The 16,803-nt window shown below is 71.5% G+C and carries 18 protein-coding genes; 7 read left to right on the top strand and 11 right to left on the bottom strand.

What is annotated here, in order from left to right; all coding sequences use genetic code 11:
• Positions 1 to 29 precede the first annotated feature (29 nt).
• Entirely contained in the window at positions 30 to 1,001 is a 972-nt protein-coding gene (gene coxB, locus AB0C22_RS15005) for a cytochrome c oxidase subunit II (protein ID WP_208568726.1), read from the top strand.
• A 10-nt stretch (positions 1,002 to 1,011) separates the two neighbouring features.
• On the top strand, positions 1,012 to 1,440 hold the full coding sequence (locus AB0C22_RS15000) for a cytochrome c oxidase subunit 4 (protein ID WP_208568725.1): 429 nt from the start codon (positions 1,012 to 1,014) through the stop codon (positions 1,438 to 1,440).
• A 202-nt stretch (positions 1,441 to 1,642) separates the two neighbouring features.
• Here the strand turns inward: AB0C22_RS15000 and AB0C22_RS14995 are convergent, their stop codons facing one another.
• The 5 genes from AB0C22_RS14995 to AB0C22_RS14975 all read right to left on the bottom strand — a co-directional run bounded on the left by AB0C22_RS14995 (position 1,643) and on the right by AB0C22_RS14975 (position 5,222).
• Positions 1,643 to 2,053 (bottom strand): VOC family protein, encoded by a 411-nt coding sequence (locus tag AB0C22_RS14995; RefSeq protein ID WP_357535384.1) that lies wholly within the window; start codon positions 2,051 to 2,053, stop codon positions 1,643 to 1,645.
• Between the two features lie 101 nt (positions 2,054 to 2,154).
• Positions 2,155 to 2,361, bottom strand: a complete 207-nt coding sequence (locus tag AB0C22_RS14990) for a hypothetical protein (protein WP_357535382.1) — start codon at positions 2,359 to 2,361, stop codon at positions 2,155 to 2,157.
• Positions 2,362 to 2,550: 189 nt separating this feature from the next.
• Positions 2,551 to 3,597 carry an anthranilate phosphoribosyltransferase gene (gene trpD / locus AB0C22_RS14985; RefSeq protein WP_357535380.1) on the bottom strand — a complete coding sequence of 349 codons (1,047 nt, stop codon included), beginning with the start codon at positions 3,595 to 3,597 and terminating at the stop codon, positions 2,551 to 2,553.
• 85 nt (positions 3,598 to 3,682) lie between these two features.
• On the bottom strand, positions 3,683 to 4,078 hold the full coding sequence (locus AB0C22_RS14980) for a hypothetical protein (RefSeq protein WP_208568721.1): 396 nt from the start codon (positions 4,076 to 4,078) through the stop codon (positions 3,683 to 3,685).
• A gap of 175 nt (positions 4,079 to 4,253) precedes the next feature.
• Positions 4,254 to 5,222 (bottom strand): cytochrome c oxidase assembly protein, encoded by a 969-nt coding sequence (locus AB0C22_RS14975; protein WP_357535746.1) that lies wholly within the window; start codon positions 5,220 to 5,222, stop codon positions 4,254 to 4,256.
• A 126-nt stretch (positions 5,223 to 5,348) separates the two neighbouring features.
• On the opposite strand from AB0C22_RS14975, the gene AB0C22_RS14970 reads away from it, so the two are divergent.
• The 5 genes from AB0C22_RS14970 to AB0C22_RS14950 all read left to right on the top strand — a co-directional run bounded on the left by AB0C22_RS14970 (position 5,349) and on the right by AB0C22_RS14950 (position 10,535).
• On the top strand, positions 5,349 to 5,948 hold the full coding sequence (locus tag AB0C22_RS14970; protein WP_067314692.1) for a heme-copper oxidase subunit III: 600 nt from the start codon (positions 5,349 to 5,351) through the stop codon (positions 5,946 to 5,948).
• 72 nt (positions 5,949 to 6,020) lie between these two features.
• On the top strand, positions 6,021 to 6,854 hold the full coding sequence (locus AB0C22_RS14965) for a cytochrome c (RefSeq protein ID WP_208568719.1): 834 nt from the start codon (positions 6,021 to 6,023) through the stop codon (positions 6,852 to 6,854).
• A 67-nt stretch (positions 6,855 to 6,921) separates the two neighbouring features.
• Positions 6,922 to 8,007, top strand: a complete 1,086-nt coding sequence (locus AB0C22_RS14960; RefSeq protein ID WP_208568718.1) for a Rieske 2Fe-2S domain-containing protein — start codon at positions 6,922 to 6,924, stop codon at positions 8,005 to 8,007.
• Positions 8,004 to 9,629: a cytochrome bc complex cytochrome b subunit gene (locus tag AB0C22_RS14955; RefSeq protein WP_219464031.1), complete on the top strand. Its 1,626-nt coding sequence runs from the start codon at positions 8,004 to 8,006 to the stop codon at positions 9,627 to 9,629. The genes AB0C22_RS14960 and AB0C22_RS14955 overlap by 4 nt, the downstream gene beginning before the upstream one ends.
• A gap of 228 nt (positions 9,630 to 9,857) precedes the next feature.
• On the top strand, positions 9,858 to 10,535 hold the full coding sequence (locus AB0C22_RS14950; RefSeq protein WP_357535378.1) for a DUF4142 domain-containing protein: 678 nt from the start codon (positions 9,858 to 9,860) through the stop codon (positions 10,533 to 10,535).
• Between the two features lie 66 nt (positions 10,536 to 10,601).
• On the opposite strand, the gene AB0C22_RS14945 is transcribed toward AB0C22_RS14950, so the two are convergent.
• The 6 genes from AB0C22_RS14945 to AB0C22_RS14920 all read right to left on the bottom strand — a co-directional run bounded on the left by AB0C22_RS14945 (position 10,602) and on the right by AB0C22_RS14920 (position 16,757).
• Entirely contained in the window at positions 10,602 to 10,889 is a 288-nt protein-coding gene (locus AB0C22_RS14945) for an Lrp/AsnC ligand binding domain-containing protein (RefSeq protein WP_208568715.1), read from the bottom strand.
• 111 nt (positions 10,890 to 11,000) lie between these two features.
• Positions 11,001 to 11,615 carry a hypothetical protein gene (locus AB0C22_RS14940; RefSeq protein WP_357535376.1) on the bottom strand — a complete coding sequence of 205 codons (615 nt, stop codon included), beginning with the start codon at positions 11,613 to 11,615 and terminating at the stop codon, positions 11,001 to 11,003.
• Between the two features lie 23 nt (positions 11,616 to 11,638).
• Positions 11,639 to 12,499, bottom strand: coding sequence for a sugar phosphate nucleotidyltransferase (locus tag AB0C22_RS14935; RefSeq protein WP_357535374.1), 861 nt, complete (start codon positions 12,497 to 12,499; stop codon positions 11,639 to 11,641).
• Positions 12,496 to 13,017: an NUDIX domain-containing protein gene (locus AB0C22_RS14930; RefSeq protein WP_208568712.1), complete on the bottom strand. Its 522-nt coding sequence runs from the start codon at positions 13,015 to 13,017 to the stop codon at positions 12,496 to 12,498. Before AB0C22_RS14930 ends, AB0C22_RS14935 begins: the two co-directional genes overlap by 4 nt.
• A 66-nt stretch (positions 13,018 to 13,083) precedes the next feature.
• A complete protein-coding gene (locus tag AB0C22_RS14925) occupies positions 13,084 to 14,871 on the bottom strand; it encodes an HD domain-containing protein (RefSeq protein WP_208568810.1) in 1,788 nt (595 codons plus the stop codon).
• Between the two features lie 128 nt (positions 14,872 to 14,999).
• Positions 15,000 to 16,757, bottom strand: coding sequence for a DEDD exonuclease domain-containing protein (locus tag AB0C22_RS14920; protein WP_357535372.1), 1,758 nt, complete (start codon positions 16,755 to 16,757; stop codon positions 15,000 to 15,002).
• Positions 16,758 to 16,803 lie beyond the last annotated feature (46 nt).

Below are 16,803 nucleotides of genomic sequence, written 5' to 3'. Positions count from 1 at the left end.
ACCGCGGCGCGCTAGGGAGGCAGGACCAGGTGGTCGCAAGGAGTTCGGAGGTACGGCCGTCGGCCGTACGGCACAGCGCTTCCCCCGGAGCCGGTGAGCGTCGGCGGCGTGGTGCTGGCCGGCTCGCCGGGCTCGGTCTCGGCGGAGCTGCGCTGCTGGTTCTGCTCACCGGGTGTGACGTCGGCCGCTCGGTCGACGGCTTCGGCTGGCCGCAGGGCGGCATCACCCCCGAATCGCACCGAATGTACGACCTGTGGATCGCCTCCTGCATCGCCGCCCTGGCGGTCGGTGTCTTCGTCTGGGGCCTGATCTTCTGGTGTGTGGTGCGTTACCGCAAGCGCGGCAACGAGCTGCCGGTGCAGACCCGCTACAACCTGCCGATGGAGTTCCTCTACACCATCGCGCCGATCCTGATCGTCTCGGTGCTCTTCTACTACACGGCCGTGGTCCAGACCGACGTGGTGCGGACGACCAAGAACCCCGACGTCACCGTCGAGGTCGTCGCCTTCAAGTGGAACTGGCAGTTCAACTACCGCGACGGCCAGGGCACCGAGGCCAACACCGTGGCGTCGGTGCTGGGCACCAGCGAGGTCATCCCGGTGCTGGTGCTGCCGACCAACCGGTCCATCCGGTTCGAGGAGACCAGCCGCGACGTCATCCACTCCTTCTGGGTGCCGGAGCTGCTGTTCAAGCGCGACGTGATGCCCGGCAAGATCCGTAACGTGTTCGAGGTCTCCAAGCTGGAGTCCGAGGGGGCGTACGTGGGCCGCTGCGCCGAGCTGTGCGGCAGCTACCACGCCTTCATGAACTTCGAGCTGCGGGTGGTCTCCCCGGAGGCGTACGACCAGTTCCTGGCGGCCAAGCGGGACGGCAAGTCGACGCAGGAGGCTCTCACCGCCATCGGCCAGGACCCGTACGCGAAGACCACCCAGCCGTTCGACACCCGGCGGACCAAGGACAACTTCAACCCGGACGGCGCGTCCGCGGGCGCGGGAAACTGAGGTATCCGGCATGAAGACCGAGTGGCGCATCTTCCTCATCATCGCCGGGTTCCTCCTCGGCGCGACGATCCTCTACGGCGCCTGGACGTACGGCGACTCCGGTGGCCAGGTCGAGTGGGTCGGCACGGTGGCCCTGCTGCTGTCCTTCCTGCTCTGCGCGATGTGCGGCGGCTTCTTCTGGTTCGTCTCCCGCCGTATCGACCTGCGCCCGGAGGACCGGCCGGACGGCGAGATCGCCGACGGCGCGGGCGAGATCGGCTTCTTCAGCCCCGGCAGCTACTGGCCGTTCGGCCTCGCGCTGGCCGCCGCGGTCGCCGGCCTGGGCCTGGTGTTCTGGCAGTTCTGGCTGCTGGGCCTCGGTCTGGTGCTGGTCATCGTCACCGCCTGTGGCCTGCTCTTCGAGTACTACTCCGGCACCCGCCGCACCGCCGAGCACTGACCCACCGGCCTGCTCGCGGCGAGCCCCGTTCGCCGCGTCAGCGCCCGGAGAACCACCCGACGGGCCCGCCTCCCCACCCGGGGAGGCGGGCCTGTCGTCGTTGGGCGGGTGATCGACTCCAGGGGGCCGAAGTCGCGGTGTCCCCGGCGGGCTGATGCCGCTGTTTCGGCTCGGCCTGGGTGGATCAGGCAGGCTGAGTGGATCAGGCCGGCTCGGGCCAGACGGGTCCCTGGTCGGTCCAGGTGACACCCCTGTTGCGGCAGAGGCAGAAGGGGTGACCGACCGGGTCGGTGTAGACCCGCCATCCGTAGCCTTCGGGGCCGAGGAAATCCTGCGCCAGGGTCGCGCCGAGGGCCAGGACGCGGGCCTGCTCGGCCTCGATGTCATCGACCTCGAAGTCGAGGTGGAACTGTTTGGGGTGCTCGCCGTCGGGCCACTGCGGGGCGCGGTAATCCGTCACCCTGATGAAGGCCAGCTCGATCTCGCCGAACCGGATGCCGGCCCAGTCCCCGTCACTGCCCTCCCTGACCGGGCGACCCGTCACCGCGGCGTAGAAGGCCGCCAGCCTCATGGTGTCCGGGCAGTCGATGATGAAATCCGTGAGTCGGAGCATCCGGTGATCCTGCCACGCAACTGAGCAGGCCGGATCTCCCGACAGGACCAGGGAGCCGGCGGTGCCCGGCAGGGGTCAGGCCGCGTGACGACCGGCAGGGGTCAGGCCGCGTGACGACCGGCTGACGGGCGGCGGCGACGGTCGGCCAGGCGGGTGGGCTGGAAGGCGAAGGTGGCGATCAGCACCGCCGTGCCGCAGCCGGTGCAGGCCAGCTCGGGGCAGTCGGCACCGTGGCCGTCGGCGCACGGCGGCACCTCGAACGGCTGAACGCCCTCGCAGGTGTCGCAGTAGAGCTCGCGGTCCGACACGGGCGTCTCCTCTCGTTCCGGAACCCGCCGATGGACATCGCCGCCATCACCGGAAACGGAAAATTACTCCCATGTAGTTTCCCACGCCCCTCCGACACTTCCCCGCCAGCCCCGCCCGGCACACCGCTCGGCCCGGGGGAGCGGGCCGCGCTGAACGGCGGGTCAGAGCGGGCCGCGCTGAACGGCGGGTCAGAGGGAACGGGCGACGTCGACCCAGCGGTCCAGGACGGCCGCCGCCGCCCCCGAGTCGACGGACTCGGCGGCCCGGGCCATGCCGGCGCGTACCGCCTCGGTGAGGTCACCGTCCAGCGGGGTCTGGGTGGCCAGCGCGACGGCCGCGTTGACCAGGACGGCGTCGCGTACCGGACCGGTCTCGCCGGCCAGCAGCCGGCGGGCCACGGCGGCGTTGTGCGCGGCGTCACCGCCCCGTAGGTCGGCCAGGGTGGCCCGGGGCACCCCGAGGTCGGCCGCGTCCAACACGGCCTCCCGGACGGCGCCCTGCTGGGCCACCCAGACCCGGGTCGGCGCGGCGGTGGTGAACTCGTCCAGGCCGTCCTCGCCGCGCATCACGATCACCGAGTCGCCCCGACCGGCGAAGACCTCGGCCATCACGGAGGCCATCCGGGCGTCGAAGCAGCCGACCGCGCCTGCGTGCGGCCGGGCCGGGTTGGTCAGCGGGCCGAGGAAGTTGAACGCGGTCGGCACGCCGATCTCCCGGCGGACCGGGCCGGCGTGCCGGTACCCGGGGTGGAACCGGGGCGCGAAGCAGAAGCCGATGCCGGCCTCGGTCACGCACCTGGCCACCTGCTCGGGGCCCAGATCCAGCGGTAGGCCGAAGAACTCCAGCAGGTCGGCGGTGCCGCACAGGGACGAGGCGGCCCGGTTGCCGTGCTTGACCACCGGGACGCCGGCACCGGCCACCACCAGTGCGGTCATGGTCGAGATGTTGACCGTGTGGGCGAGGTCACCCCCGGTGCCCACCACGTCGACCGAGGTGCGCCGCAGCTCCTCCGGCAGGGTCACCGGCACCGAGTTGTCGAGCATCGCCTCGACCAGACCGGCCAGTTCGGCAGGGGTCTCACCCTTGGCGCGCAGCGCGACCGCGAAGCCGGCGATCTGCGCCGGGCCGGCGGCACCGGCCATGATCTCGTTCATCGCCCAGGCGGTGTCGGCGGTGGACAGCTCGTCGCCGCGCAGCAGCGCGTTGAGCAGGTGCGGCCAGGTCCGTTCGCCCATGATGGGCCTCCCGAGCGGGCGTGGGGTGGGGGTGGACGGTGCGCCCGTCACCCCGGGCGCCTGGGCGCCGCCGAGTGCGTCTGACTCAGGCGGCGGCGTGCGTACGCAGCAGCTCGGCGACCGTGGTGCCGGTGGTCACCGGGTCGAGCGGGTGCATCAGCACGCCGTCGACCTGCGCGTAGGAGGCGAGCCATCGGTCGGCGGCCCGGGCGATGACCACGCAGGTGGGCGGGGCGTCTTCCCGGTCGTCCTTGATCTGGCGGGCGATGCCGATGCCGCCGCCGGGGCTGGCCTCGCCGTCGAGCAGCATCAGGTCGATCTCGTAGTCGTCGACCAGCCGGACGCAGCCGAAGTAGTCGGACGCCTCGACGAACTCGATCGTGATCCCGGGGGCGGGACGGGTGCCGACGGCCAGCCGCATCCGGTCCCGGACCTGCGCGTCGTCGCTGTAGAGCAGGACGGTGCAGAGACGCTCGCTCATGCCGACACTCCGCTTCGCTCCGTGCCGTGATGAGGCACCGTCGCACTGAGCCTGACTCGCTCGCTGCGCTCACTCATGGGCTGTACTCCTCGTTGCTGCCGTTGATCGTACCGGGCGGTGTGGCGTACCCGACATCCCGCCTGCCGGCCCCGGGCCGACCGGGTGTCGCGGCAGCTCAGGACGGGGTTCCGGGGGCCGCGGCCGGGGTGGCGGCGGCCTCGGCGGCGCGGTCGCGGGCCTCCTGCCGGTCCAGCTCGCGGTCCACCCGGCGGGCCTCCCGCTCGGACTGCTTCACCCACTGCACCACCAGCACCGCGAGCATCGTCACGCTGACGAACTCCCCGCCGGCCCACAGGACGCCGCCGGCGACCACCTGGTCGTTCCACGGGTCGGACCAGGCCAGGTTGAGCGACGGGTACCAGTCGCCGCCGAACAGCGTGGTGCTCTGCATGATGGTGAGCCCGAGCACGGTGTGGAACGGCACCGACAGCAGCATCAGCAGCGCCCGCGCCGGGTACGGCCAGCGGCCGGGCAACGGGTCCAGCCCGAGCAGCGGCCAGAAGAACACGCAGCCGGTCATGATGAAGTGCGCGTGCACCAGCTCGTGCGCCCAGGCGTGTTCGAGGGTGTAGCGGTACAGGTCGGTGAAGTAGAGCGCGAACGGGTTGACCACGAAGATGGTGAACGCCACCAGCGGGAAGCTGTAGATCCGGGCGATCCGGCTGTGCACCACCGCCAGCAGCCGTTTGCGCGGGCCGACCGGCAGGGTGCGCAGCGCCAGGGTGATCGGTGCGCCCAGGGCCAGGAAGATCGGGGAGACCATCGACAGCACCATGTGCTGCACCATGTGCACCGAGAGCAGGGCGGTGTCGTAGGCGTGCAGGCCGCTGACCGTGACCGCGGCGATGCCGCCCAGGCCCGGCCCGAGGAAGCAGACGGTACGGACCACCGGCCAGTGGTCGCCGCGCAGCCGGAGCCGGTGGACCCCGTAGAGGTAGAGGCCGGCGGCGAGGACCAGGCCCAGGGCGAGCCAGCTGTCCAGCCGGGTCTCGGTGAAGACCCGGGTGATGTCGAACGGCGGCGGTACCTCGACGCCGCCCGCCGCGAGGCCGGTGGACGGGGCCGTCGAGGTGGCGGCGAAGATCGAATCGACGTGCAGCACGCTTTTCAGGCTAGGCCAGGCGAACCGGACCGCCACGATCGGGCCATCCCTCACCCGGGTTTGGCCCCCCGCTGATCGCCCGCCCCGGTCAAGGGCAATAATGACCGCGTGACTGCGGCCCCAGCCATTGACAAGAGCCGGATCCACTCTCTGACGCGGCCCAACATGGTCAGCGTCGGGACGATCGTGTGGCTCTCCAGCGAACTCATGTTCTTCGCGGCGCTGTTCGCGATGTACTTCTCGATCCGTGCGGCGGCGCCGGAGCAGTGGGAGAAGCACACCGAGGTACTCAACATCCCCTATGCGACCACCTTCACGGTGATCCTGGTGCTGTCCTCGGTGACCTGCCAGCTCGGTGTCTTCGCGGCCGAGAAGGGTGACGTCCACGCCCTGCGGCGCTGGTTCACGCTCACCTTCGTGATGGGCCTGATCTTCGTGCTCGGCCAGGCGAACGAGTACCTGACCCTGGTGCACGAGGGCGTGAAGATCAACGAAGACGGTTACGGGTCGATGTTCTACCTGACCACCGGCTTCCACGGCCTGCACGTGACCGGCGGTCTCATCGCCTTCATCATCTTCATGATCCGCACGACCATGGGCCGCTTCACCCCGGCCCAGGCCACGTCGGCGATCGTCGTGTCGTACTACTGGCACTTCGTCGACGTCGTGTGGATCGGGCTCTACGCCATGATCTACTGGCTTCAGTGATCTTGGCGTGTCACGTTCCGCGCCGCTGCTCCGTCCCCTGAGACAAGGTCCAACCGGTTAAGGACACAGGTCATGACTTCTGACAACGACCGCCGACGCGGTCTGCTCGCGCGCCTGCGCGGGCGGCCCGCGGCGCGCAGCAGGGGCCGCCGCCGGCTGGGCGCGGCGTTCCGGCTGATCGCCGCGTTGACGCTGGCCGGCGGCGCCTACACCGTCTTCGCCCCCGGCGTGCAGGCGCAGGAAAACCCGCCGCTGACCGGTGCCGCAGCCGAGGGTCGGGCGCTGTTCGACGTGAGCTGCGTGACCTGCCACGGCCGCAACGCCCAGGGCGTCGAGGGTCGTGGCCCGAGCCTGATCGGTGTCGGCTCCGCCTCGGTGGAGTTCCAGGTCAGCAGCGGTCGGATGCCGATGGCCCGGCAGGAGGCGCAGGCCATGCGCAAGCCGCCGGTCTTCACCGACGAGCAGGTCCGCCAGCTCGGCCAGTACATCCAGGAGCTCGGCGGCGGCCCGCAGGTCCCGCAGGGCAACCTCCGCGAGGGCGCCAACCTCGCCACCGGCGGCGAGCTGTTCCGGATCAACTGCTCGCAGTGCCACGCCTTCGGCGGCGGCGGCGGCGCGCTCTCCTCGGGCAAGTACGCCCCGAGCCTCGCACCGGCCAGCGACGCGCAGATCTACGCCGCGATGCTCAGCGGCCCGCAGAACATGCCGGTGTTCGGCGACAACCAGATCACCCCGGAGCAGAAGGCGGACATCATCGCCTACATCCAGGAGTCCCTGAAGGCCGACCAGGACCAGGGTGGCTTCAACCTCGGCCGGTACGGCCCGTCCACCGAGGGTCTGGCGATCTTCCTGGTGGGCATCGTCGCGCTGGTCTTCGCGAGCCTGTGGATTGCGGGCAAGTCGTGACCGAGCGGATCGTCAACAGCATTGCCGTGGTGCCGTGCGCCGGCACCGCCCGTAGCGAGGTGACGGCATGAGCACCCAGACCGAGCAGCACGCCCCGCAGGGTCGGGAGCCGCTCGACGTCCACGACCCCCGGCTCTCCCGGTTCGACATCGTCACCGAGGGCGCCCGCCGGGACGACATCGAGATCGTCCACTACGAGGAGCAGGTCGTCCCGGGCAGCAAGGCCGAGCGCCGGCTGACCCGTACGGTCGCGGCGATGTTCCTGCTCACCGGCCTGGCCGCCACCGCGTTCCTGGTCGTCTACATCTGGTGGCCCTGGGAGTACGAGCCGGGTCGCGGCGGTGACAAGTGGTACACCCCGCTGCTCGGCCTCACCCTGGGTGTCGCCCTGCTCGGCATCGGCTTCGGCATCCTCACCTGGGGTAAGAAGCTGCTGCCCAAGGAGGTCTCGATCCAGGACCGGCACGACGGTCCCGGGTCGGCGGAGGACCGGAAGATCACCGGCGAGACGATGCTCTACCTCGCCGACGAGATGGGGGTACGGCGTCGTCCGCTGCTCGGTGTCTCGCTGGTCGCCGGCCTGCTGCCGGTCGGTGCGGTCGCGGCGGCCCCGCTGGTCGGTGGCCTGATCTCCAACCCGCACAAGAACAACCAGATGTTCACCACCGGGTTCGCGCCGGCCGACGGCAAGAAGATCCGGCTGGTCCGCGAGGACGGCCGGCCGATCCGGCCCGCCGACGTCAGCACCGGTGGTCAGCTGACCGTCTTCCCCGGCATCGAGCACGGCGTGAGCAACAAGCACGCCGACTCGCCGACGCTGCTGATCCACCTGCGGGAGTCCGACGCGGAGAAGTCCCGGCAGGCCAACTCGCGGGTCGGTCACGGTGACTACATGTGGGGCAACTACGCGGCGTACTCCAAGATCTGCACGCACGCCGGCTGCCCGGCGAGCCTGTACGAGCAGCAGACCAACCGGCTGCTCTGCCCGTGTCACCAGAGCCAGTTCCTGATCACCGACAACGCCCGTCCGGTCTTCGGCCCGGCGAGCCGGCGGCTGCCCCAGCTGCCGATCGAGGTGGACGAGGAAGGCTTCTTCGTGGCGAAGTCCGACTACACCGAAACCGTCGGCCCCGACTTCTGGGAGCGGCCATGAAGCGCCGAAAGTTTGACGTAGCAGCGGTGCCGGGCAAGGCCGCCGGGGGAGTGGACGACCGCTTCCAGGTCGCCACCCCGTTGCGCAAGCTGCTCAACAAGGTCTTCCCGGACCACTGGTCGTTCCTGCTCGGCGAGATCGCGCTCTTCTCGTTCGTCGTGCTGCTGCTGACCGGCGTCTTCCTGACCTTCTTCTACGAGCCGGCGATGACCGAGGTGGTCTACAACGGCAGTTACGCCCCGCTGCGGGGCACCCCGATGTCCGCCGCGTACGCCTCCAGCCTGGACATCTCGTTCGATGTCCGGGGTGGCCTGATCATGCGGCAGATGCACCACTGGTCCGCGCTGCTGTTCATGGCCGCGATCGTGGTGCACATGATGCGGGTCTTCTTCACCGGCGCGTTCCGCAAGCCGCGGGAGACCAACTGGATCATCGGGTCGCTGCTGTTCTGGGTCGGCTTCCTCGCCGGTTTCTCCGGCTACTCGCTGCCGGACGACGGCCTGTCCGGCACCGGCCTGCGGATCGCCTCCGGCATCATGCTGTCGATCCCGGTGATCGGCTCCTGGGTCACCTCGTCGATCTTCGGCGGCGAGTTCCCCGGTGAGATCATCATCAGCCGGTTCTTCATCGCCCACGTGCTGCTCATCCCGGGTCTGCTGGTCGCGTTGATCAGCGCCCACCTGGGCCTGGTGTTCAAGCAGAAGCACACCCAGTGGCCCGGCCCCGGCCGGACCAACGACAACGTGGTCGGCGAGCGGATGTTCCCCCGCTACGCGCTCAAGCAGGGCGGCTTCTTCATGGTCGTCTTCGGCGTGATCGCGCTGATGGGCGGCCTGTTCCAGATCAACCCGATCTGGTACTTCGGCCCGTACGAGGCGTGGGTGGTCTCGGCCGCCAGCCAGCCCGACTGGTACGTCATGTTCCTCGACGGCTCGACCCGACTGATGCCGGCCTGGGAGATCAACATCCCGATCGGCAACGGGTACGTCATCCCGCCGCTGTTCTGGCCGACGGTCGTCCTGCCCGGCATCCTGGTCGGCCTCTCCACGCTCTATCCGTTCGTGGAGGCCCGGCAGCTCAAGGACTACCGGCACCACAACCTGCTCCAGCGGCCCCGGGACGTCCCGGCCCGGACCGCGGTGGGCGCGATGGCCGTCGCCTTCTACATCGTGCTGACCCTCTCCGGCGCGAACGACGTGATCGCCGACAAGTTCCACATCAGCCTGAACGCGATGACCTGGGCGGGCCGGATCGGCCTGCTGATCGTCCCGCCGGTGGCGTACTACGTCACCTACCGGATCTGCCTCGGGCTCCAGCAGCACGACCGGGAGGTGCTGGCCCACGGCGTGGAGACCGGCATCATCCGCCGCCTGCCCGACGGCCGGTTCGAGGAGGTCCACCAGCCGCTCAGCGCCGGTGACGGCCACGGGCACGGCGAGTTGGACTACGTCGGCTGGGTGGTGCCGAAGAAGATGAACCGGCTCGGGGCGCTCGGCCCGGCGATCCGGGGCTTCTTCTACCCGATCGAGAAGCCGGTCGAGGCACCGGTCTCGCCGGGGCACCCGCCGGTGGAACCCCGCCCGGAGCGGGAGGAGATCGGCAGCGGAGATTCCCGCCGCTGACCTGCCCGTACCACTCGACCGAGGCGCCCGCCGGAGGATTCCGGCGGGCGCCTCGTCCGTATCCCCGGCCCGCCTCGTCCGTATCCGCTCCGGTGCGGTGGGGGCGTGCGGTGCGGTGTCCGTTTTCCGGCCGGCGGGCCGGCGCGGCCGGACCCCAACGGGTGGAAAGCCAGGATTAACCCTCGCCAGTCGGGTATCCGTGCGGTCCACCGAAAACGGGGAGGAAACATGTTGGGTATCAAACGCCTGGGACTGCTGGCCACGCTGGCGGTGGTCGGCCTGGCACCCGCGGCTGCCGCGCAGGCCGCCGCGCAACCGTCGGCGCAGGACACCCAGTACCTGCAGGCGGTGCACCAGGTCAACCTGGCGGAGATCGTCACCGGGAACCTGGCCCAGAAGAAGGGGCAGAACGAGCAGGTCAAGCAGTTGGGGCAGCAGTTCGTCACGGATCACACCCAGCTCGACCAGACGGTGCAGAGCACCGCGCAGCAGCTGAACGTGACCCTGCCGAACGCGCCGACAGCCGATCAGCAGAAGGTGATCGACAAGCTCAACGGCCTCAAGGGCGCCGCGTTCGACAAGGCCTGGGTGACCGCTGAGCTGGCCGGTCACGTGCAGGCCATCCAGGCCACCCAGACCGAGATCTCGCAGGGCTCCGAGCAGTCGGTGGTCCAGTTGGCGCAGGACGCCCTGCCGGTGTTGCAGGCGCACTACGACGCGCTGGTGGCCCTGGCCCAGGAGTTGGGCATCCCGGTCCCGCAGACCAGCGCCAGCGGCACCGCGAGCCCGGGTGGCAGCGGTACGCCGGCACCGGGTGGCACGACCGGGTCCCCGACCCCGGGCGGCGGCACGGAGTCGCCGGAACCGGGCGCCACCACCGAGACGCCCGTTCCGGGCAACAGCTGACCTCTCGTACCACCTGATGGTGGCCGGTCCCCAGGGGCCGGCCACCGTCGCCTGTCCGGGCGTCGGTCAGTCGGCGCTGGCCAGGCCGATCGCGAACGCCTCCTCCAGGTCGTGCTGGGAGTACGCGCGGAAGGCGATGTGCGACTCGGTGTTGAGCACCCCCGGCACCTTGGAGATGCTGCCGGCGATGACCTGGGCGATCTGCTCGAACTCCCGGACCCGGACGATGGCGATCAGGTCGACGTGTCCGGCCACCGAGTAGACCTCGCTGACACCGGGCAGGTTGGCCAGGTTCTCGGCCACCTCGGGGATCGAGTCGGTGGCGCAGTCGATCAGGACGATCGCGGTGATCACTGGACGATTCTCCGTTCGTCGTGCCCGGCGCGACGCCGGCCTGGTGTCGTCGACCATGCTAGTGCCGCCCTCGCCGCCCGCGGGCGGCCCTCCGGTGGACCCGGCTGCCGGTCAGAGCAGCATGGTGCGCGGGTCGGCGGCCATGGCGCGCAGCCAGGCGGCCGCCTCCGCCGCCCCCGGGCAGCGGGCGGTGTCCAGCGCGGCGGCCAGGGCGTACATCTCGGGCGGCGGGATGAGCAGGCTCTCCCTGCTGCGCAGCCCCAGCTTGACGGTGCCGGAGTCGGCGGTGACGGTGAGCACCGGGGTCCGGGTGACCGCGCCGGTGGCGACCAGCGAACCGTCACTGGAGACGCCAGTCTGCGCGACGGCCGCCGCGTGCAGCGACACCGACCGGGCGGCCCGCAGGTCGACGCTCTTCGTGGTGAGCCCGACCACGGTGAGCCGGCTGCCCTCCAACCAGGCGCCGCTGCGCACGATGCTGGTCACCAGCAGGCCGATGAGGAGCAGGACCAGCCCGGCCGACACCAGCGCGGCGATCGCCGGCACCGCCGCGCTGCCCGAGGTGTCGTTGCCGCCGGCCGCGTTGATGCCGGTGCCGATGAAGGCGCCGACACAACCGCAACCGACAGTCAGGATGACACCCAGCACCAGCAACGAGACGACCCGACCGGTACGGCTCGACCGGTAGCCGACCGACAGGGGGATCCGAGGCACGGAGGGCTGCATGCTGGTGATTCTGACACCGGTGATCAACGTCCGCCTGGTGGGGCGGCCACGGTGAGCCCGTCGTCGGCCCGGATCGCGTCGCGGAGCCGTTCGTCCGGGCCGACCGTCGCGCCGGGCCAGACCACCACGCGCTCCACGTCGCCGCGTACCACCGCGCCCGCGCCGACCACCGCGTGCCGGACCCGACCGGTGACGGTGGCGTCCGGGGCGACCAGCGCGCCGTCGCCGGCGGCGTGCAGGTTGGCCGCCAGGTAGTCGGCGGGCGTGCCGGTGTCGAAGAACGTGCCCGGGTACGGCACCACGGTCAGCTCGCCGGCCGCCTCCGCCGGACGCCACACCGCGCGGACCAGGTCACCGAAGCTGGCCGGCAGCTCGCGCACCCGGTGCCAGGGCAGCAGGGAGAAGCCGGTGAAGACGTGCCCGTCGAAGGTGCCGGGCGCGCGCGGGTCGGGCGCCGGCCGACCCAGCAGCCGTACGGAGTGGAAATCCCACCCGGCCAGCAGCGCCGCGATGTCGGGGCCGGGGGCGGCCCCCGGATCGGCCAGGTAGGCGTCGGCGTTGCCGACCAGCACCCCCCGACCGGCGATCCAGTCCCGCAGGTTGCCCAGGCCACCGGCGGTGCCCAACGGGTCACCCGGCTCCACCGACAGGTGCGCCCGGTCGCCGACGTGCGCCACCACCTGGTCGGCCAGGTAACAGGCGTTCACCGCGACCCGCCGGGGCCCGGTCAGGCCCAGCCCGGCGAGCCGGTGCAGGGCCCGGTCCAGCAGCGGCACGTTGCCGACCGGGCAGAGCGCCTTGGGCACCCGGGCGGTGAGCGGGCGCAGCCGGGTGCCCTCACCGGCGGCGAGCACCACCGCGCACAGGCCGTCCGGGGCGGTCACGTCGTCGGCTGGCCGGCCTGCGGCCCGATGCCGTAGTGGCCGAGCAGGTTGGCGGTGGCCCGGCTCAGCCGGGGCAGGTCGTCCAGCGGGTGCCAGGCGGCCTCGAAGACCTCCGCGCCGTCGACGGCCAGGGTGGTGGTGGCGGCGGGCACCTCCGCCTCGAAGACCATGTCCACCCAACCCCGGGTGTGCACCACGGCGTTCGGCACGGCCGGGCGGAGCTGCTCCGGGGCGAGCCGGACCCCGGACTCCTCGTGCAGTTCGCGGGCCGCGCCGACGACCGGGGTCTCACCGCGTTGGAGCAGGCCGGCGGGCAGCGTCCAACTGTGCCCGGGGGGTTGGCGCAGCAGCAGCAGGCGGCCGGCGCCGTCGGCCCCGCTGTCCCGGACCAGGGTCACCGCGCCGACGACGTACTTCGGCCCGGCGAGCCGGACCAGGCGACGCCGCACCGAGACCGGCAGCCGGTAGAAGACCTTGTACGCCACGGCCCGGCCGGTGGCGCGGGAACGGAGGATCATCGCTCCAGGCTAGGCCGTCGGCGTGCTGCCGTGGGGTGCGGGGCGACCGGTCACCCGGCCAGGGACTCACTGTCGATGGTCGACCAGGTCGATGAGCTGACGGACCACGGTGTCCGGTTCGACCGCCCGGTCGAAGACCGCGACCAACAGGGTCTCCAGGTCGGGGTAGCCGAGCTCCTCCGACAGGCGCAGCAACGGCAGGTCGCTGGCCAGCCCCCGGTTGTGCGTACGCAGCGCCAGGCCGATGGTGGCCCGGCCGAGGCGGACCTTGTCGGCGATGGAGATGCCCGGCTCGACGTGCTCGGTGAACCAGCGGCTGATCTGCATCTGCGCGTGCGGCGACTTGACGAAGTCGAGCCACTCGCGGCGGGGGCCCCGGGGGGCGACGTCCGCCTCGAAGCCGCTCGCGACGCTGCTCTCCGAGTAGATCTCCACCACGTCGCCCTCGTCCAGTTCGGACGCCAGTGGGGCGAGCCGGCCGTTGATCCGCGCGGCGAGGCAGTGGTCGCCCCGCTCGGTGCCCAGCTCGTAGGCCAGGTCGATCGGGGTGGCCCCGGCCGGGAGCACCACCTGCCGGCCGTCGGCGACCACCTGGATCTGCGCCTCTGCCAGGTCGCACCGCAGCGACTGGAGGAACTGGGCCGGGTCGGGGGCCTCCTGCTCCCAGTCGAGCACCCGGCGCAGCCAGGAGAGCTGGTCGGTGTTGCTGGCCCCGGTGGCGGCGCGGGGGAAGCGGAAGTCGGCGGCCACGCCGTACTCGGCGCAACGGTGCATCTCCCGGGTGCGGATCAGCACCTCGACGGTGCGGTTCTGCGGGCCGCAGACGCTGGTGTGCAGGGAGCGGTAGAGGTTGTTCTTGGGGGAGGCGATGAAGTCCTTGAACCGGCCGGAGACCGGCCGCCAGCGGCCGTGCACCGCGCCGAGGGCGGCGTAACAGTCGGTGGCCGGGCCGTCGACCACGATCACGATCCGGGGCAGGTCGTACGGCTGGGCGTGCCCGCCGGCCACGGTGTCCTTCCAGATCGAGTAGAGGTGCCGGGGGCGGACGCTCACCTCGGCGTCCACCCGGCTGCGGCGCAGCGCCACCTTGGCCTGGGCCACCACGTCGTCGAGGTAGGCGTCCCAGCCGGGCCGGTCGTGCACGTGCCGGGCCAGCCGGGCGTGCTCGTCGGGCTCCAGGTGCAGCAGCACCACGTCGTCCAGGTCACGCTTGAGGGTCTGGATGCCGAGCCGGTCGCAGAGCGGGACCAGGACCTCCTGGGTCTTGCGGGCGATCCGCTCCCGGGAGGCGGCCGAGCGGACCCCGAGGGTACGCATGTTGTGCAGCCGGTCGGCCAGCTTGATGATCAGCACCCGGACGTCCTTGCCGGCCGCGATGATCATCTTGCGGATCGTCTCCGCCTCGGCGGCCTTGCCGTAGAACGCCTTGTCGAACTTGGTCACCCCGTCGACCAGGTGCGCCACCTCGTGGCCGAAGTCCTCGCTGAGCGCCTGGAGGGTGTAGCGGGTGTCCTCCACCGTGTCGTGCAGCAGCGCCGCGACCAGGGTGGTGGTGTCCATCCCGAGGTCGGCACAGATCTGGGCGACCGCCAGCGGGTGGGTGATGTAGGGCTCGCCGCTTTTGCGGAACTGACCGCGGTGCATGTTCTCGGCGATCGTGTACGCCCGGCGCAGCACCGAGGCGTCCGCGCTGGAGTGGATGCCGCGGTGGGTGCGGACGAGCTGGGTCACCGGGTCGGCGTCGTTGGCCGGCCAACTCAACAGGGACCGGAGCCGCCGGGCCAGGGGCAACTCACCCGGCTGGGCCGGGAGCGCACCCCCCAGGGCGGCGCCGTGTCCGGCGTCGACGTCCACGTGGGACACCTCCTCACCCCGGCTCCACGGTCACCGTCACCGGCAACCGGAAGCAGGCCCACGAAACGGGCAGGACTGCACTCCCTTAACAGACTAAGCGAGGCGAGGTCGTCCGATCGGTCACTTGCTCATGGGCGTTCGGTCGAGAGTTGGTGGGACCCGCCGCCCTCAGCCTTGACCAGCAGGTCACGGAACCGCCCCGCGCCGGCCACCGGGGACGACCAAACGGACGTCATCTCCACCAGCCGGGTCTCCGGTCGCTCCAACCAGGACAGGATCCGCTCGGTCTCCTCGGCGGTGGCCCGGGGCACCGGCCCGTGCCCACCCGGTTCCACCGTCTCGGCGGTGGCCCGGATCGCGGTGATCGTCGGTCGCGGATGGACACCCGGCGGGGAAACCCCGGCACCGGCGAGCCGCCCGTACCGGACCAGCGCCAGCTCCCAGCCACCCCCGGCGGCGGGTCGGGCGGCGGCCACCTCGGCGATCCGGGTCAACGCGGCCAGCCGCTGCATCCGGACGGCGGCCCGCAGCACCGCCGCCAACCGGGACCGCACCACCGCCGCCTCCTCGTAGCGCTGCGCCGTCGACAGCGCCTCGATCCGGGCCAGCAGGGCGTCCACCACCACCTGCGGGTCACTGGTGGTGGCGGCGCGGAACGGCGCGACGGCGCGGTCGTCGTACTCCTGCGGGGTGATCCGGTGCTCGCAGGGTGCCGGGCAGCGGCCCAGCTCGGCCAGCGCGCAGGCCGGTGTGATCGTGCGCAGTGAGAGCCGGTGGGTGCACTGGCGCAGCGGCACCGCGTCGTGGAACCCGGCGGCGGCCAGCTCGGCGGCCCGGGTGGAGCGGAACGGACCCAGGTAGGCGGTGTCACCGGGGGCCAGGCCGCGCACCACCGACAACCGGGGGTACGGCCCGCCGGTGAGCTTGAGCCACACCATCCGTTCCGGATACTTCGACCGCCGGTTGTACGGCGGCGCGTGCGCGGCGATCAGGCGCAGCTCGCGCACCTCCGCCTCCAGCGGGTGGGCGCACTCGACCGCCTCCACCCGCTCGGCGGCGGCCAGCATCTCCGACATCCGGGCCCGCTTCTCGGCGGCGGTGAAGTAGCTGCGCACCCGGGTGGCGATGTCCCCGGAGGTGCCGACGTAGAGCGGCCGGTCGTCGGCGGCCCGGAAGATGTAGACCCCGGGCGCCTTGGGTAGCCCGTCGGCGAGGTGCCGCTTGCGCCGCTGGGTGGGGGTGACCGCGCGGGCGAACTCGATCGCGTCGCCGACCGTGTCGACCCGGTGCCCGCCGAGCCGGGCGATCAGCCCGTGCAGTACGTCCACCGTCGCCTTGGCGTCGTCGAGCGCCCGGTGGGTGGGCTGGGTGGCGGTGCGGAAGTAGGCGGCCAGGGTGCCCAGCTTGCGGTTGGGCACCTCGTCGCGGCTGAGCACCCGGCGGGCCAGGGCCGCCGTGTCCAGCACCCGGGGGTTGGGCCAGCGGTAGCCGTGCTTCGCGCAGGCGGCCTTGAGGAAGCCCACGTCGTACGGCGCGTTGTGGGCCACCAGCACCGCGTCGGCGACGAACTCCAGGAAGCTCGGCAGGACCTCCTCGATCGGCGGGGCGGGGACCAGCATGGCCTGGGTGATGCCGGTCAGCACGGTGATGAACGGCGGGATCGGCACCCCCGGGTTGACCAGGGTGGCGAGCACCCCCAGCTCCTCGCCGCCCCGCACCTTGACCGCGCCGATCTCGGTGATGCCCCCGCCGTCGGGTGAGCCGCCGGTGGTCTCCAGGTCGACCACCACGAACGTCGTCGCGTACAGCGGCAGGGCCGGATCGACGCCGCCGGCCGACTGGTCCAGACCGGCCAGGGTCTGCTGGACGTACTCCCCAGGTGCCACGGGCGGCAGGCTAACCGTTCGGTGCGACACTCGCGTCACCGCAGCC

The organism is Micromonospora sp. NPDC048894 (genome assembly GCF_040649765.1).
Lineage (GTDB): Bacteria > Actinomycetota > Actinomycetes > Mycobacteriales > Micromonosporaceae > Micromonospora > Micromonospora antibiotica.
Note: the sequence above shows the minus strand (reverse complement) of the source record. Positions and strands in the feature narration are given on the sequence as shown.

Bases quoted from the DNA above. Each gene is read 5' to 3' on its own strand.
- AB0C22_RS14980 (WP_208568721.1), bottom strand. From the start codon at position 4,078: ATGAGCGAGCGTCTCTGCACCGTCCTGCTCTACAGCGACGACGCGCAG.
- AB0C22_RS14965 (WP_208568719.1), top strand. From the start codon at position 6,021: ATGACTTCTGACAACGACCGCCGACGCGGTCTGCTCGCGCGCCTGCGC.
- AB0C22_RS14950 (WP_357535378.1), top strand. From the start codon at position 9,858: ATGTTGGGTATCAAACGCCTGGGACTGCTGGCCACGCTGGCGGTGGTC.
- AB0C22_RS14955 (WP_219464031.1), top strand. From the start codon at position 8,004: ATGAAGCGCCGAAAGTTTGACGTAGCAGCGGTGCCGGGCAAGGCCGCC.
- AB0C22_RS15000 (WP_208568725.1), top strand. From the start codon at position 1,012: ATGAAGACCGAGTGGCGCATCTTCCTCATCATCGCCGGGTTCCTCCTC.
- AB0C22_RS14995 (WP_357535384.1), bottom strand. From the start codon at position 2,053: ATGCTCCGACTCACGGATTTCATCATCGACTGCCCGGACACCATGAGG.
- AB0C22_RS14930 (WP_208568712.1), bottom strand. From the start codon at position 13,017: ATGATCCTCCGTTCCCGCGCCACCGGCCGGGCCGTGGCGTACAAGGTC.
- AB0C22_RS14940 (WP_357535376.1), bottom strand. From the start codon at position 11,615: ATGCAGCCCTCCGTGCCTCGGATCCCCCTGTCGGTCGGCTACCGGTCG.
- trpD (WP_357535380.1), bottom strand. From the start codon at position 3,597: ATGGGCGAACGGACCTGGCCGCACCTGCTCAACGCGCTGCTGCGCGGC.
- AB0C22_RS14960 (WP_208568718.1), top strand. From the start codon at position 6,922: ATGAGCACCCAGACCGAGCAGCACGCCCCGCAGGGTCGGGAGCCGCTC.